The sequence below is a fragment of the Pseudomonas sp. MWU15-20650 genome (genome assembly GCF_023242475.1).
In the GTDB taxonomy this organism is placed as follows: Bacteria; Pseudomonadota; Gammaproteobacteria; order Pseudomonadales; family Pseudomonadaceae; genus Aquipseudomonas.
The window spans coordinates 23,213-39,629 of sequence record NZ_JALJFG010000008.1 but is presented as its reverse complement, the minus strand read 5'-3'; the positions used below and the strand labels follow the sequence as shown (position 1 = coordinate 39,629).

Below are 16,417 nucleotides of genomic sequence, written 5' to 3'. Positions count from 1 at the left end.
GGGAGGGGGACGGGCAGCCTAGACCTCCGAATCCCAGATCACAGTCACCACCCCCGTATAGGTGCTGCCCGGCTGTTTGAGCATTTCTTTGACGTCGTCCCGCTCCACGGCAAAGTGCAGGCTGGCGGGGCGGTTGTTGACGTAATAAGCGGGCTGGAACAGCTCGGTGCCGCTACCGTCCAGGCGCAAAGGCAACTTGTTCACGGCCTGGCCGTACTGGTCTTGCAGGCCGAAGGGCAAGGTCACGCCGACCTGCAGCGGCACCTCATCACCGGCACCATTGCGCAGGCCGCAGGTGTTGCCGACGGCCAGGCTGCATTCGAGCTGCATCTTGAAACGCCCGCTGGAAGAGATCACGAAGGTCTGGTCACGGAACAGCCGCGCCGGTTGCCGCCCGCGATTGAGCCAGGCTTGCCAGCCGCCTTCGGGCAGCAATTCGATGCGGTTACCTCCCGGTGGCAGGTCCACCTTGAGGTTGTGCTCCACCGACAGGGTGAAATTGAAGGTCAACACGTTGTCGTTGGGCAGCATCACATCGCCCAGGTCAAAATCCCCGCCAGGCCCGATGCTGTACGTGACCGAGCCGCGATATTCACCGCTGGCCATGCCCAGCGGGTTGGGAGTCTTGAGTTCATAACCGTACTCGACGGGGTTATACCTCATCCGTGGAATAGGCAAGCTGGGGACCACATTGCACGCCCCCGCATTTTCCGGAATGGTCCAGAAGTACAGCGCGTAAGTACTGGCGGCCGCGATGTAGCCGACGCCCCGGCAAGCCCCCATGCCGTAACGCCAGGGATAGTCCCAGGAGTTTCCATTGTTGGACCACACCCCTACCCGCGCGCCACCGCTCAAGCTCCATCGGCCACCGAAGCCGGCGATGCGCATCTGCACCGTTTCAAGCTCGCCGGTGGCGACATGGGTCACCTGCACGTCGCGCCAGGCGGAGGGCACCTTGAAGTACGCGCCTTGGCGCGGGTCTTCGTGGTTCGCCTCGATTTGCGTGATCGAGTCGAACGCCAACGCATCGGTACGAATACTGAAGGTGTTGAGTGACTCACACAGCGCCGGCACGTGCCAGGCACAGATGCCACTGTGGGGGGTGGTGTTCTGGAACTTATTGACCATCGGGTTGGTGGGGTCAGGGCGCTGGGAAATCGAACATCAAGTGCACCGTGCCGTAATACTCTCCACCCCGGTAACCGTCGGGTGGTTCGATAGCGGCAATTTCCAGTTCGGCGCGGCGGCCCGGCCGGGCCTCCTCGGCGCTGAGCACCTGGGTGGCATCCAGGGTCAACGGCACGCGATTGAACAACACCTGCAGCTCGATACGGTTACGCCCGCTCAGCAGGTACGGTGTGTCGCCCAAGCGGGCGGTCACACCGCCATTGATGTTCTTGACGTCGAAGTTCTTGCGCAAGCGGCCAAGCCGCGCCGTCGCCAGGTCCCACGCCAGCACTTGGTCATGCCCCATCCAGTCCGGTTCGGAGGGCAGTACATAGGCTTCTTCGATCGGGATGGTCACCGACACATCGAAACTGTGGCGTTCCTGGAACGCCTGCGCCGGCTCGCCCAGGAACACAGGGGTCATCAGTACCGCCAGTGCTGTCAGTTGCTTGAACATTGTCATCACCCGTTGCTGTTGACCGTCATCGGTTTTTTGTCGCGGCCTTCAATCATCTGAAAGTTGAACTGGCGCTCCGGCTTTTTCTCGAGCACCAACTGGCGACCGGGCAGGATGTGGTGCTTGGTGGTGGCCTCGCAGTCGGTCTTTTTCGCCACCGAACAATCGCGGAACTCATCGAGCACCACCACGCTGTTGCCCGCATTACGCAGGGTGTACTGGCTGGCGGTCTCGCTGATTTGCGTATCGAAACGGGTGTCCTTGGGCCTGACGAAAAACACCGTGCCGTAGCCCGCCATGACATTGACCCCGGCCGCCAGCGCGTCCTTGTACTCGGCACGCTCTTGATCGGTCACGGCAAAGTCATCTTCCTTTTCCGGCACCACCGGAATGAAGCGCAGGCGGAAATAGCGCTCCTTGTCTCGCAGGCCCATGTACAGCAACCGTGTGCCCTGACGCCCGCCGGCCGGTACGATCAGGCGCGCCGGGCTGGCCATCAGGCCGTCGCGATTGGTGGTGCTGCCTTTGGCGTCGGTCATCGAAGCGACGGGCACTTCCCTGGACGTGCCATCGGCGTTGTAGACGATCTCCAGCACATTGACCTTGATAAACGCGGTACTGGTGCCGCCGTTGTAGACCCGCTTGAGGTAAGAGCTGCGGTCGCCGTCCAGATAGTCATAGACCACCCCAACGTTGATCGCCGGCCCTGCATAAGCGCTCAACGACATCAGGAACAGCCCCACCGCTAACACTGCATGTTTCATGTTTGATTACGCCTTATTGATTGAACCCAGCCTGGGGCTGAGATGCGGCTAATGCTCGCTCAGACTTCCGAATCCCAGATCACCGTGACCACGCCCGAATAGGTGCTGCCCGGATGTTCGAGCATCCCTTTGACGTCATCGTTTTCGACTTCAAAGTGCAGTTTTCCGGAGCGGTTGTTCACATAAAACGCCGGCTGGAACAGCTCGGTGCCCACGCCATCCAGGCGTAGGGGCAGCTTGTTGACGGCTTGCCCGGCCTGGTCCTGCATGCCAAATGGCAGGCTGACAGCCACCTGCAACGGCACCTGGTCCCCCGCGCCGTTGCGCAAGCCACAGGTGTTACCCACCGCAAGGCTGCATTCGAGCTGCATCTTGAAACGCCCACTGGCGGAAATGACGAAGGTCTGGTCACGGAACAACCGCGCTGGCTGGCGCCCACGGTTGAGCCAGGCTTGCCAGCCGCCTTCGGGGAGTAACTCGATGCGGTTGCCGCCCGGCGGGAGATCGACCTTGAGCTCGTGCTCCACCGACAATTGAAAATTGAACGTCAGGGCGCTTTCAGTGGACGCCATCACGTCACCGAAATCAAAATCCCCGCCCGGCCCGATGCTGTAAGTCAGGGAGCCCCGGTATTCGCCGCTGGCCATGCCTAGCGGGTTGGGGGTTTTAAGTTCGTAGCCGTACTCCAAGTGGCTGTAGGTCAAGCGCGGAAAAGTGGTGCCCGGGTTTACCGTACAAGCCCCTACTCCCTCCGGGACGATCCAGAAAAACAGTGCGAAAGTGGCGGATGCCGCCAAGTAGTTAACCCCCTGGCAGGGAGGCGCACCGTTACTCCAATAGTAGGTCCAACCGGTTCCTCCGTTAGCCCATCCGCTGACGCCAGGCGGACGCGGAACATCCCAACGCGTACCAATACCCGCAATGCGCATTTGTACGGTTTCAACCTCACCCGTCCCGACGTGGACCACCTGCACATCACGCCAAGATGAAGGCACTTTGAAATAGGCCCCTTTTCGAGGATCTTCATGGTTGGCCTCAATCGGCTCTACCGACTCGGCCCTGAATGCCGGGTCACGGATACTGAAGGTATTCAACGCCTCGCACCTCGCCGGTACGTGCCACGCGCAGACGCCACTGTGGGGCGTGGTGTTTTCGAATTTATTGACCATCGGGTTCGACGGATCAGGACGAAATACCGCCGTGATGTCCTGCACCAACGCATGCGCAGGCAGGCTCATGCTGACCAGCGCCAGCGCGAACGCACACTGCTTCAAGCCTGTTCTTGTTGTGTTTTTCACGTTCATAAAAATCCAGTCCATGCCATCAACCAGCGGTTTCGGCGTTGTGGGTCGCTTCTGCGAGCGTGTCCTTGGTGCAGCGCAAATCGCCGATCATCAACACGTCACTTTCATTCGGTGCGTTAGCTGGATCCAGGCGGAACTGACAGAGCAACTGGTTTTGGTAGCGCACTTGCAAGGTGGGTGCGCTGGAACTCATTTCCATCGAGAAGAACCCGTCCACTTCGCTGACTCCACGGCTGGCATGGTTGATCACGTGATGGCCCTTGAGCGGTGCACCGCGTTCATCCAACAAGCGGCCGAGCACGGTGACGGTTTTCATCACGGTGATTTTCCGGTAGTCCACGCCGCCCTTGTTCAGGTGATAGCTGGCGCGGGTCGGCTGGATATTGGCGGCCGGCGGGTGATTGCCTTCAAAGTCGAAACTCACGCTACTGCTCTTGTAGGCCGAGACCGGCACATAGTTGCGCCCCGGCCGCAAGATCGCGCCGCCACCGCCGAGGTCGTCGGCGCGCAGGGCGATGTCGTCGAGGTCGGTTTCCACGTCGATGATCATCCCGGCACCGTTGCCCTGGTACTGGCTGCTCAGGAGCATCTTCCCGGCACCGGCGACAAAGGTGCTGTTGAGGTTCAGGCCACCGCTCAAATCACCATTGAAGGAACTGCGCTGGATAAAACCGTCACCGCTGACCACGTCCGTACTGAAGCTGGTCATGCCTGATAGGCCGACACCGTAGGTATCGGTGATCGCGGTCGCCGAGACGCTTTGCAGCGCGTGGTCGGTGAGGTCCTGGCGCAGAGTCACCGAGGCGTTATTGTCGCGCCCACCGTTACGAGCAGTACGAGTGCCGATGCTGCCGGAAATCTGCCGGCCATCGCGGCCCAGGTTCATGCTGACGCTCACGTCCACGCCGCGATTGCGCGCATCGTTGGTGCCAGCGCTACCAGGCCGATCGAACACCGAGAAGCGCCAGTTGGCGTCGCTGCCAAACAGGTTGTCGTGGCGGCTCCAGCCCAGGTCCAGCCCCGCGCCCTCGACATTGCCTTCGCTGTGGGACAGGCGCATGTTCAGGGTGTTTTTCGCGTCGAGCCGGTGGTTGACCGACAGCGCCGTGTTGCTGGCCTCACCGACGAAGGTATTGCGGCGCAGGCGGGTACCGTCCGGCAGGGTCTCGTAGGTGTCGCGCGTGTCGAGCCAGCTGCGCGTGTGGCTGAACACCAGGTTGGTGGCGCCCAGGGTATAGAGCGCTTGCAGGTCCAGGCCGGTGCCATGGTCCTGGGTTTGGTAGAGGTTGGTGTAGAGGCTGGTGTTGTTGACCACCGTCCAGTCCACCGAACCGCCGTATTGCAATTGCTCGCGTACCTGACGGGCCGACAGGCCGAGGATCACCCGTGGGTGCAGCAGGTAGTTGATGGAAGCACCGGCCGTCATCGCGCCAGAGGCTTGGTCGTCCCAGTTACTGAACAGCTTGGTCTCGCGCCCGGCGAACACGTTGTAGCGCCACGGGTCTTCGGCGTTGCGCCAGTTACTGGGCTTGTACACCAGCTCCTGGGTGGTGCTGGTGGTGAGGCCATCTTCCACCAGGCGCACTTCCACTTCATAGATACCGCCGGGCAGTGGCCGGGTGTCCAGGGTTTGCAGCCCGGCCGCCACTGCCTGAGTGTTGATCAACAGGCCATTGCGGTAGATCTCCACCGCCGCCTGGCGGTTGGCGGTGACGTAGATCGGGTACACGCTGGGCTTGGCATTGTTGATGGCCAGGCTGTCGGAACTGCCGTACATCAGGCCCAGCGCTGTGTCGGGGCTGGCGCCGAAGCTGCGCAGTTGGCGGGTGAGACCATCGGAATTGGGGGTGAAATGGCCCAGGCGAAAGAACTGCCCTTCCATTTCCCGCTGGGTGTAAAGCTCGTGGATCGCGTGGCGCATCTGTTCGTTATCGCCACTCTGTCGCGCCAGCTGCAGGTTGAATACCTGGCTCCAGTTGCCGAGGCTGGAACTGGCTTGCAAGCCGTAACGGCCACCCAGTTGGTTGTCCTGACCACCGTTGAGGTTGAGTTGGTTGTTGATGATCAACCCGAGGCTGCCGCCTTCCGGTTGCGGGTAGAAGCGCGGTGCGTCGTCATTGAGCTCGACATCCTGGGTGATGATCGCCAACTGGGAGTTTTCCAGGTTGTAGAACGCCGAGAGCATCTTTTCCGGACAGGACTGGGTACAGGTGCCCAATGCCACGCCTTTTTCCAGCAGGGCTTGCCAGGTATCGCGGGTGGCGGCCGGGACCTTGCTGTCACCGGTGTCGGTGAATTCGAGCAGGGTGACGCGATCATCCCGGGTCAACACAATCAGCGCCTCGCCCAGTAATTGCTGGTCAAGGTCAACACGTACCGCCAGCGGCACGTCGAAAAAGTGATCGGCAAAACCGGCGGGCAAGCCTTGAGCCTGGCTCAGCAGGTTGCCGGTCGTCAAAGCGCCCGAGGCAGCAGGTGCGGCCAGGGCACTCGTACACATCAACAGCGCAAGCGCAGCCGCGATAGGCGTCATCGAAAACATGAACGGAACACTCTGAATGCCAAAAGACGGGAGAGAAAAACCAGGTCGGCGGACCGAGGAGGGACGTCAGCCGACCTGAAAACAAATGCCCGTGCTCAACGGGCATTTATTGGGCTCAAGGCGTCGGCAATACAGCGTCGAAGACCACCGGCATCACAGCGGTGTAGGAACCGCGTTGAGTCGCCGAAGGCTTGGCCGCGACGATGCGCATTTCAGCACCCACGCCAGGGGTGGAGTCGGCTTCGTTGACCACTTCCTGCGGCGCACCGGTCAGGGTCACGCCGTTGAGGGTGGTGGTCAGCGCGATGTTCTGCGCGGCATCACCATTGAACAGCACAGCCGGGCCGCCTTCGATGTAGGCGTGAACCGAACCGTTGGTGTTCTTGATGTCATAGATGGCGCTCAGGGGTGCCAATTCGCCACTGACCAGGTTGTAGGTCATGGTTTCGTCACGGCCCCAGTTCGGGTCACGGGGTTGTGCGTGGAACACGGTGGTCGGGATGGTTGCCTTGAGGTTGACGGTATGGTCGGCTTCGCCGGCAGCAAAGGCTGTTACCGAGGAAGACAGTGCCATAACAGCCAGGGGAGCAGCGATTGCAAACTTCTTGAACATGGGGTCAATACCTGTAGTTGACAACATTGATGGATTCGTCAAACAACGAATTACAGTGCTGCGTTAATTGAGCCGCGCACTGCCAGGCCATGATCAACTCAAACTAAAAACAGGTATGCAGGGACATTCCAATAGGCACGTAGCCCTTGTAAACAGGGATTGCGAGAAAAAGATGGCATTTTGCCAAAACTTTAAGAGTGTCCGTAGGACGTGAACTACAACATCGAAAAACAGGAGTAACGAATAGCCTGTCGGAACAGTACCACACGATTAACAAGTTTCGAACGAATCACAAAACTCGCGACACATTCGAGTGCGAGCTCTAATTAAAGTTATAACTCTAATTTCAATAATCGTCCAAATAACTTCTACACACAGGCCGCTGCAACCGCTTTTGACCGTTTGTCGGCGGGGGCTACCGTCGAGCATAAGATATATCTTAAGTTATATCTAAATATGAACGGAGGCCTGTCACCATGAGACCCGAACATCGCGGTGAGTTTGAAAAACGCGGCGGGCGCGGCCCGCGGGTATTCGCCCCCGGCGACCTGAAGCTGTTGCTGCTGTCGCTCATTGCCGAACTGCCCTGCCACGGCTACGACCTGATCCGCCGCATCGAAAGCCTGTTCGACGGCGCCTACAGCCCCAGCCCCGGCGTGATCTACCCCACCCTCACCTTCCTCGAAGAAAGCGAGTTGATCAGTGGCGACGCCGACGGTGGAAAAAAACGCTACACAATCACCGAGGCCGGTCGTCTCTTCTTAAGCGAGCAGGTCGTTGCCCTGGATGGCGTGCGCATGCGCATTGACGTCAGCAAGCGTTCGCTGCGCGGCCACGACCGCCCGCCGGAGATTCACGAGGCGGTGCACAACCTGCGGCACGCCTTGCATTCGCACCACGGGCGCTGGAGCCCGGAAGAAATCGTTCGTGTCGCGGCGCTGCTCAACGGCACCGCTCAAGCCATTGCCGACGGGAAAGCCCCATGAATACTCAAGCCATCCATCGCGTTACCCACGAAATCAAACGTCGCCGCCTGCAAGTGTTGCGTGTGGTCGATATCACCCCGCGCATGCGCCGCGTCACGCTGGGCGGGCCGGAACTGGCCGGTTTTATCAGCCTGGGCAGCGACGATCACATCAAGCTGCTGTTCCCGCAGAACGCCGCCGAACAGGCCGCGCTGGAAAGCCCGACCTTCAGCATCAAGGGCGACGGCCCGCAACCGGCCATGCGCGACTACACGCCACGGCGGTTCGACCTGAGCATCGGTGAGTTGGATATCGACTTCGTGCTGCACGGCGATGGGCCTGCCTCGACGTGGGCCGAACAGGCGCAAGTCGGCCAGCACTTGTATATCGGCGGGCCACGCGGCTCGATGATTGTGCCGGATATCTTCGACAGCTACCTGCTGATTGGCGATGAAACGGCGATCCCGGCCATCGCTCGGCGCCTGGAAGAACTGCCGGCGGGGCGCAAGGTGCTGGCGGTGATTGAAATCGCCGACGTGGCCGAGCAACAACCCCTGAACAGTGCCGCTGAGGTGGAGGTGATGTGGGTGGTGCGCGGCCGGGACGACCTGCTCGACACCGTGCGTAAACTGACGCCACCCAGCGGCACGCTGTACAGCTTTGTCGCGACCGAAACCAAGTTGTCACGCCAGGTACGGCGGGTGTTGCTGGATACGCACAAAGTCAACGAGGAGTATCTCAAGGCCGTGGGTTACTGGCGTGCCGAAGGCAGCGACGAGGAACAGAGCTGACTCAATTCATACTGTGGGAACGGGCTTGCTCGCTCCCACATTGACGGTGCTCACTTTAAGACGAGGATGATTTCAGGCATTTATCCAGCCCCACCATCGCCAAAGCGATCACTATAAACCCCGCCAAAATCCCCCCGGCATTCACAAACACTTGTGGATAACCGAGGGTGTCCACGTCGATGAACGGGTACTGATACTGCCCGAGCAAATGCCCGCGCAGCAGTACATAACCGAAGTACACCAGCGGGTAAATCACCCAAGCCCCGATGTGCTTCAAGCGCAGCGTGCCTTTGGGCACGCACCGCCACCAATAGATCAGGTACAGCAGCGGCATCACGTCGTGCAGCAACTCATCGGCAATGAATTGAAAACCTGCCGGGCTCCACAAATGCCGCAGCAGCAGGTTGTAGGCCAGGCTCACCACGACGATGCTGGCGGCAATCGCGCTACCGACCCCGGGCGCCAGGAAGAACCGTTTGGCGGCCGATTCGCGGTTGACCAGCGCATAGCTCAACACCACCACGACCAGGGTGTTGGTCAATACCGTGAAGAAGCTGAAAAAGTTGATCAGCCCGCCCAACAGGCTGGCGCCGGTCTCCCAGCGCGAATAGAAAATCAGGTATTGCTGAATCGCCAGCCCCACCCAACCGGCCAGGGCCGCTGCGGCCACAAAGCGCTTCATGGTTTCAGTCCAGCGGGCGTTTGGTGCGCATCAGCTTGACGTACAAGCCTTCGACTTTCTCCCGTGCCCAGGGTGTTTTGCGCAGGAACGTCAGGCTCGACTTGATACTCGGATCGCTCTTGAAACAGCGCACATCAATACGCTCGGCCAGGCCGCTCCATTCGTAATGTTCCACCAACGTGGTGAGGACGTGTTGCAGGGTCACGCCGTGGAGCGGGTCGTTGCTTGTCGCGGTCATGCCGGGCCTTTTGCAAAAAGAGGAAACACAGCCGCGCACCTTAGCCGACGGGGCGTACCGGTGGAAGCACTGCATTGAATATAGCCCTTGGAGAAAAGTTCCCCTTTCCAGCGAAAAAAGAGATGTTATATTGTAACGACACTTATCAAAAGTAACTGATTCGATACCGTTTAAGCCTGCTCTATTTTTTTGCCGTTTTGCCAAGGAATGTCCGATGTCCCTCTCTTCTCTCTGGCGCTTGACCCCACTCGCTGCCGCCCTGCTGATTTGCTCCGAAACCCAGGCCCTTGAGCTGCAACCTCAAATCATCACTGCCAACCCGCTGGGCAGCGAGCAACTGGCCGCGCCGACCACCGTACTGGAAGGTGATGAGCTGACCCTGCAACAAAAAGGCAGCCTCGGTGAAACCCTGAACAAACAGCCGGGCGTGTCGTCTTCGTACTTCGGCCCAGGCGCCAGCCGCCCGATCATTCGTGGCCAGGATGGCGACCGTATTCGCATCCTGCGCAATGGTGTGGGGGCGCTGGATGCGTCGTCGTTGTCCTACGACCATGCGGTGCCACTGGACCCGATCAACGTCGACCGTATCGAAATCGTTCGTGGCCCGGCCGCCCTGTTGTACGGTGGCAGCGCCATCGGTGGCGTGGTCAACACGTTCGACAATCGCATCCCGACCGAGGCCATCGAAGGCATCCATGGCGCCGGTGAGTTGCGCTACGGCGGCGCGGATACCACCCGCAGCAGCGCGGGCAAACTGGAAGCGGGGAATGGCACCTTTGCCTTGCATCTGGACGCCAATGCGCGGGAATTCAACGACCTGAAAATCCCGGGTTTTGCCCGCAGTCGCCATGCCGCGCCGAGCGAAGACGGCCCCGGCAAGAATGGCCGGCTGGGAAACAGCAGCGGGCGCCAGGACGGCGGCGCTGTAGGTGGTTCGTACACCTGGGACGACGGCTATGCCGGGCTGTCCTACAGCAACTACGACAGTAACTACGGCTCACCTGCCGAGCAGGACGTCCGCATCCGCATGAAGCAGGATCACTACGCGTTTGCCTCTGAAATCCGCAACCTGCAAGGCCCGTTCACCTCAGTCAAGATCGACGCGGGCTATACCGACTACCAGCACCGCGAGATCGAGGGCGGTAAAACCGGTACCACCTTCAAGAACAAAGGCTATGAAGCACGCGTGGAAGCTCGCCATCAACCGCTCGGCCCGTTCGACGGCGTGGTCGGCGCGCAAGTGACCCGCAACGAGTTCTCGGCCCTGGGCGAAGAAGCCTTCGTGCCGCAGACCGACACCAACGCCGGCGCGCTGTTTATCCTCGAAGAGATGCAAGCCACCGAGCGCCTGAAACTCAGCTTCGGCGGGCGCCTGGAGCACACCAACGTCGACCCGGACGCCAAGGGCAACGCGCGCTTTGCCGGCGCCGACCAGAGCAATGACTTTACCGCCGGCAGCCTGTCCTCGGGCGCGGTGTACACCCTCACGCCGGTCTGGTCCCTGGCTGCAACCCTGGGCTACACCGAACGCGCGCCCACCTTCTATGAGCTGTACGCCAACGGCGCTCACGTCGCCACCGGCACCTATGAACTGGGTGATGCCAACCTGAAGAAAGAAAAAGCCGTGTCCAGCGACTTGGCGCTGCGCTTTGATAACGGTACCCACAAGGGCAGCTTCGGCGTGTTCTATAGCCGCTTCTCCCATTACATCGGCTTGCTGGGAACGGGTCGTACGCTCAATGATGAAGGCGAGGAAGACGCAGGGGGAATGCCTGAGTACAAGTACTCCGGGGTACGCGCACGTTTCGCCGGTTTCGAGGCCCAGGATCACTGGAAACTCGGTGAAGGCGCCTACGGCAAGTTCGCCCTGGAACTGTCGGGCGACTACACCCGGGCCACCAACCTGGACACCGGCGAAGCCCTGCCGCGTATTGCGCCGCTGCGTCTGAACAGCGGTTTGCTGTGGGAACTGGACCGCTGGCAGGCGCGTATCGACGTGGAACACGCCGCAGGCCAAGGGCGTGTGCCAGACAACGAAAGCGGTACGGATGGCTACACCACCCTCGGGGCAAGCGCGGGTTACCGCTTCAATGTCGGCGGTAGCCAGTGGCTGGCATTCGTTAATGGCGAAAACTTGACCAACCAGACCGTGCGCTATGCCAGTTCGATCCTGCGCGACATCGCACCGGCGGCGGGGCGTAGCGTGCAGTTCGGTGTCCGCACCACCTTCTAAAAATGCCGCAGGTCCCCTGTGGGAGGGGGCTTGCTCCGATAGCGGTGGATCAGTCAGCTTATCCTCAGCTGGCCCACCGTCATCGGGAGCAAGCCCCCTCCCACCGTGTTACGGTGCCGTGTCAGGACAAACTGCCTGCAATAGCAACCGCCGCCGGCAAGGCCAGCACCTTCAATAACAGATACACAGCAGATCCAAGTGTGGGAGGGGGCTTGCTCCCGATAGTGGTGGATCAGCCAGCTTATCCTCAGCTGGCCCACCGCCATCGGGAGCAAGCCCCCTCCCACCTTTTACGGTGCCGTGTCAGGACAAACTGCCTGCAATAGCAACCGCCACCGGCAAGGCCAGCACCTTCAATAACAAACACACAGCAGATCCAAGCCCCCTCCCACCTTTTTACGGTGCCGTGTCAGTACAAACTGCCTGCAATAGCAACCGCCGCCGGCAAAGCCAGCACCTTCAATAACAGACACACAGCAGATCAAAGTGTGGGAGGGGGCTTGCTCCCGATAGCGGTGGATCAGTCAGCTTATCCTCAGCTGGCCCACTGCCATCGGGAGCAAGCCCCCTCCCACCTTTTTACGGTGCCGTGTCAGGACAAACTGCCTGCAATAGCAACCGCCGCCGGCAAGGCCAGCACCTTCAATAACAAACACACAGCAGATCCAAGCCCCCCTCCCACCTTTTTACGGTGCCGTGTCAGTACAAACTGCCTGCAATAGCAACCGCCACCGGCAAGGCCAGCACCTTCAATAACAGACACACAGCAGATCCAAGCCCCCTCCCACACTCATTCAGCAGCGACACTTAGTCACTGTTACCAGATCTGAAATGATGCATCTTGCGATTTGCGCTTTCTCTTGGCGCATCGGCGCTTTATCCTTGCAGCAACAAACTGAAACGTTTCATGCCTGCGGTCGATGATCCCCTCTTGCCGAATTCCCCTCGCACAAAAGACAGCGCTGTCTTAAACCGACCTGCGCCAGGGAAACAATCGCCGACCTGTGGATAACCGAGTTACCCACAGGAAAACCAAAAAATAACGATGAACCAAGCCCGCGCCGAATCGTCATCTACAGTGAAGCACGGGGTTACATAATTCCAACGTCACGGAGAAACACACTATGAGCACTGATGGGGCTTCAAGCCCAAGCCGCCTGCTGCCCAGGCTGCTGGGGATCTTGCTGCTGATCATGGGGCTGGCCTTACTGGCCGGCGGCATCAAGCTGAGCATGCTCGGCGGGTCGTTGTACTACCTGCTGGCCGGTATCGGCATCGCCCTGACCGGCGTTCTGTTGCTGGCCACCCGCCGCGCCGCGCTGGGCCTCTACGCACTGGTGCTGTTCGCCAGTACCGTATGGGCACTGTGGGAAGTCGGCCTGGACTGGTGGCAGTTGGTGCCGCGCCTGGCCCTGTTGTTCGCCTTGGGCATCGTTATGTTGCTGCCGTGGTTTCGCCGTCCGTTGCTGCGTGGCCAAGCGGCCCCGCTGGGCACTGGCGCGCTGAGCGTAGCCGTGGTGCTGGCAGGTGCTACCGCCCTGGCCAGCCAATTCACCAACCCGGGTGAAATGGTCAAGACCGGCCAACTGGACCGCGACGCGGTGCCGGGCATGGCCAGCGCTGCTCCCTCCCAGGCTGATGGTGAATGGAACTCCTATGGCCGTTCGGCCTTTGGTGATCGTTACTCGCCCCTGGCACAGATCACCCCGGAAAACGCCCACAAGCTGGTACCGGTGTGGACTTATCGCACCGGCGACATTCCTGGCCCAGGCGATCCCGGTGAAACCACCGCGGAAAACACCCCGCTGAAAGTCAACGGCATGCTTTACGTGTGCACGCCGCACAGCCAGGTCATCGCACTGGACCCGGACACCGGCAAGGAAATCTGGCGTTTCGATCCGAAGCTCAGCACCGAAGGTGCCGCGAACTTCAAGGGTTGGGCCCACATGACCTGCCGTGGCGTGTCGTATCACGATGACGCCGTCTACGCCTCCGAGCAGAGCCCAACCGGCAGCGCCAGCCCGGCCGCCGCGCCTAACGCCTGCCCGAAACGCATCTTCGTACCGACCGCCGACACCCGCCTGATCGCCCTGAACGCCGACACCGGCAAGATGTGTGAAGACTTCGGTGACAAAGGCCAGGTCGACCTGCGTGCCAACATCGGCAGCTTCGCCCCAGGCGGTTACTACTCCACCTCGCCACCGGCCGTTACCAAGAACCTGGTAGTGATCGGCGGTCACGTGACCGACAACGTTTCCACCGACGAGCCAAGCGGCGTGATCCGTGCGTTCGACGTGCACACCGGCAAACTGGTGTGGAACTGGGACAGCGGCAACCCGGACGACACCACCCCGTTGGCCGAAGGCAAGACCTACACCCGCAACTCGCCGAACATGTGGTCCATGTTCAGCGTCGATGAAAAACTCGGCATGCTCTACCTGCCGATGGGCAACCAGATGCCCGACCAATACGGCGGCGACCGCACTCCGGCCTCCGAGAAGTACAGCGCCGGCCTGACCGCCCTGGACATCGACAGTGGCCACGTGAAGTGGACCTTCCAGTTCACTCACCACGACCTGTGGGACATGGACGTGGGCGGCCAGCCTTCGCTGATCGACATCAAGACCGCTGACGGCGTCAAGCAAGCGGTCATGGCGTCGACCAAGCAAGGCAGCATCTACGTGCTGGACCGCAGCAATGGCCAACCGGTCGTGCCGATCAATGAAATTCCGGTTCCACAGGGCGCCGTGGCAGGGGATCACACCTCCCCTACCCAACCCAAGTCGGACCTGAACTTCATGCCACCGCCGCTCAAAGAGCGTGACATGTGGGGCGTCACGCCGTTCGACCAACTGATCTGCCGGATCGACTTCAAGTCGATGCGCTACGACGGCCCGTTCACGCCGCCGTCGCTGCAAGGCTCGATCGTTTACCCCGGTAACTTTGGTGTGTTCGACTGGGGCGGCATCTCGGTTGACCCGGTACGCCAGATCGCCTTCGTGAACCCAAGCTACATGGCGTTCAAATCGAAACTGATCCCGGCCGCCGACATCGCCAAACAAGGCCCTCGCGTCAGCGAAACCCAAGGCGTACAGCCGAACAAAGGCGCGCCGTATGGCGTGATCCTCGAAGCGCTGCTGTCACCGATGGGCCTGCCGTGCCAGGCACCGGCCTGGGGTTATGTGGCAGCGGTCGACCTGACCACCCACAAAACCATCTGGATGCACAAGAACGGCACCGTGCGTGACAGCTCGCCGGTTCCAATCCCGCTGACCATGGGCGTGCCTAGCCTGGGTGGTACGTTCACCACCGCCGGTGGCGTGGCCTTCCTCAGCGGCACCCTCGACCAGTACCTGCGTGCCTATGATGTGAAAAACGGCAAGCAACTGTGGGAAGGCCGCCTGCCTGCAGGCGCGCAAACCACACCGATGACCTACACCGGCAAGGACGGCAAGCAATATGTGCTGGTCATGGCCGGCGGTCACGGTTCCCTGGGGACCAAGCAGGGTGACTATGTGATGGCGTTCAAACTGCCGGATTAAGTAACACCGGCGGCAAGAAAAAGGCGGCTACCTGATGGGTAGCCGCCTTTTTTTCGCCTGAAAGAACCCCCTCCTGCCGATGCACGCTTCGTAAAAGGGTGTTTTCAACGCCACTTAAAAAGCGCTGAGCGCTGGGTTACTCGTCCATCAAAAACCCGTCACGCGCAAAAAAATGCCTCCCCCCTTCGCGCCCTTGAAACTAATTTAGTCGGCGCGCCCTGCGTAATACATACGCACACGGATAAATTTCTACACGGAGCTTTTCAGCATGACGGACCAGCACACGCTAGCACCAATAATTTCCAGGCCCCCCAAAATCGTGGAGCTTAAACAGCTCGATACTTCGACGTTAAACAAGCTTATCAGCGGAGAAGTGCTTGCAATCCGAGTGCCTGAATTTGCCAATGCCAAAACCAGCGCACGCTTGAACGACGCCATCGACGAAGCTGCGGCGTTGGAACCCTACAACCATGAAACCTACGAGGATGGGCGCGTCGTACAGCATTTTTATGGTGTCCACCGCTGGGGAACCCCGTTCAACTCGACCTACGGCAAGGCCGCAGGCAGTGACGCCCAACACAAATATTATGCTGACGCAGCTCATATGCGCGGCCTGATCGACAGCATCTGCGCGCCTGAAAAACCGCCCATTGAGCAACTGATGGACTGCTTGCAAGAAGTCTGGCCAACAGGCGCGGCAACCGCGGCATTCCAAGGCCCACCGATGTTCTGCGGCATTATCCGCGCCATGTTCCCCGAGACGGCCCACCTCTCGGAAACGGTTCCCCATGTTGATTGCCTGCCCCACTCGATTGCTGAGCTGGACCACCAATTCAGCGCCAATATCTACCTTCAAACACCGCCTTCGGGAGGTGAGTTGATCATCTGGGATACCGAGGCGTTTGCCTACGAAGAGGTCAAGCGTTTCGAAGGGGCCCAACTGCCCGAGCACCGCTTGCAAACACCGCTACGCATACGCCCGCGAAAAAACGAGCTGGTGATCATCAATACCCGCCGCCCCCACGCCATTTGCGGCTTCGACTCGGGAAAACGCATCAGCATGCAGTCGTTTATCGGCTATACCCCTGGCGAGCCGTTTTACTTCTGGTGCTAATACTT

The 16,417-nt window shown here is 60.2% G+C and carries 13 protein-coding genes; 5 read left to right on the top strand and 8 right to left on the bottom strand.

Annotated features, from left to right (window positions below; translation table 11 throughout):
* Positions 1–18 precede the first annotated feature (18 nt).
* The 6 genes from M5B43_RS09650 to M5B43_RS09625 all read right to left on the bottom strand — a co-directional run bounded on the left by M5B43_RS09650 (position 19) and on the right by M5B43_RS09625 (position 6,847).
* Positions 19–1,128, bottom strand: coding sequence for a hypothetical protein (locus M5B43_RS09650; RefSeq protein WP_248749884.1), 1,110 nt, complete (start codon positions 1,126–1,128; stop codon positions 19–21).
* Between the two features lie 13 nt (positions 1,129–1,141).
* Complete coding sequence (locus M5B43_RS09645; RefSeq protein ID WP_003188892.1) at positions 1,142–1,624, bottom strand: CS1 type fimbrial major subunit; 483 nt, start codon at positions 1,622–1,624, stop codon at positions 1,142–1,144.
* 5 nt (positions 1,625–1,629) lie between these two features.
* The gene (locus M5B43_RS09640) at positions 1,630–2,388 is read right to left on the bottom strand and encodes a molecular chaperone (protein WP_248749883.1); all 759 of its coding nucleotides are present in this window, start codon (positions 2,386–2,388) and stop codon (positions 1,630–1,632) included.
* A 59-nt stretch (positions 2,389–2,447) separates the two neighbouring features.
* A complete protein-coding gene (locus tag M5B43_RS09635) occupies positions 2,448–3,692 on the bottom strand; it encodes a hypothetical protein (protein ID WP_248749882.1) in 1,245 nt (414 codons plus the stop codon).
* 19 nt (positions 3,693–3,711) lie between these two features.
* Positions 3,712–6,234 (bottom strand): CS1-pili formation C-terminal domain-containing protein, encoded by a 2,523-nt coding sequence (locus tag M5B43_RS09630; protein ID WP_248749881.1) that lies wholly within the window; start codon positions 6,232–6,234, stop codon positions 3,712–3,714.
* Between the two features lie 115 nt (positions 6,235–6,349).
* Entirely contained in the window at positions 6,350–6,847 is a 498-nt protein-coding gene (locus tag M5B43_RS09625; RefSeq protein WP_248749880.1) for a CS1 type fimbrial major subunit, read from the bottom strand.
* A gap of 476 nt (positions 6,848–7,323) precedes the next feature.
* On the opposite strand from M5B43_RS09625, the gene M5B43_RS09620 reads away from it, so the two are divergent.
* Positions 7,324–7,833: a PadR family transcriptional regulator gene (locus M5B43_RS09620; protein WP_248749879.1), complete on the top strand. Its 510-nt coding sequence runs from the start codon at positions 7,324–7,326 to the stop codon at positions 7,831–7,833.
* Positions 7,830–8,603: a siderophore-interacting protein gene (locus tag M5B43_RS09615; RefSeq protein ID WP_248749878.1), complete on the top strand. Its 774-nt coding sequence runs from the start codon at positions 7,830–7,832 to the stop codon at positions 8,601–8,603. Before M5B43_RS09620 ends, M5B43_RS09615 begins: the two co-directional genes overlap by 4 nt.
* Before the next feature lie 55 nt (positions 8,604–8,658).
* Here M5B43_RS09615 and M5B43_RS09610 read toward each other — a convergent pair whose 3' ends face one another.
* Both M5B43_RS09610 and M5B43_RS09605 read right to left on the bottom strand, forming a co-directional pair.
* Positions 8,659–9,285, bottom strand: coding sequence for a Pr6Pr family membrane protein (locus M5B43_RS09610; protein WP_248749877.1), 627 nt, complete (start codon positions 9,283–9,285; stop codon positions 8,659–8,661).
* Between the two features lie 4 nt (positions 9,286–9,289).
* Positions 9,290–9,523, bottom strand: coding sequence for a VF530 family protein (locus tag M5B43_RS09605; RefSeq protein ID WP_010212838.1), 234 nt, complete (start codon positions 9,521–9,523; stop codon positions 9,290–9,292).
* Between the two features lie 214 nt (positions 9,524–9,737).
* Between M5B43_RS09605 and M5B43_RS09600 the strand changes: the two genes are divergently transcribed.
* The 3 genes from M5B43_RS09600 (at position 9,738) to M5B43_RS09590 (ending at position 16,412) form a co-directional block, all read left to right on the top strand.
* Positions 9,738–11,756 carry a TonB-dependent receptor gene (locus M5B43_RS09600; RefSeq protein WP_248749876.1) on the top strand — a complete coding sequence of 673 codons (2,019 nt, stop codon included), beginning with the start codon at positions 9,738–9,740 and terminating at the stop codon, positions 11,754–11,756.
* 1,124 nt (positions 11,757–12,880) lie between these two features.
* Positions 12,881–15,298 carry a glucose/quinate/shikimate family membrane-bound PQQ-dependent dehydrogenase gene (locus tag M5B43_RS09595; RefSeq protein WP_248749875.1) on the top strand — a complete coding sequence of 806 codons (2,418 nt, stop codon included), beginning with the start codon at positions 12,881–12,883 and terminating at the stop codon, positions 15,296–15,298.
* A 268-nt stretch (positions 15,299–15,566) separates the two neighbouring features.
* The gene (locus M5B43_RS09590) at positions 15,567–16,412 is read left to right on the top strand and encodes a 2OG-Fe(II) oxygenase (protein WP_248749874.1); all 846 of its coding nucleotides are present in this window, start codon (positions 15,567–15,569) and stop codon (positions 16,410–16,412) included.
* The last annotated feature ends 5 nt before the right edge of the window (positions 16,413–16,417 follow it).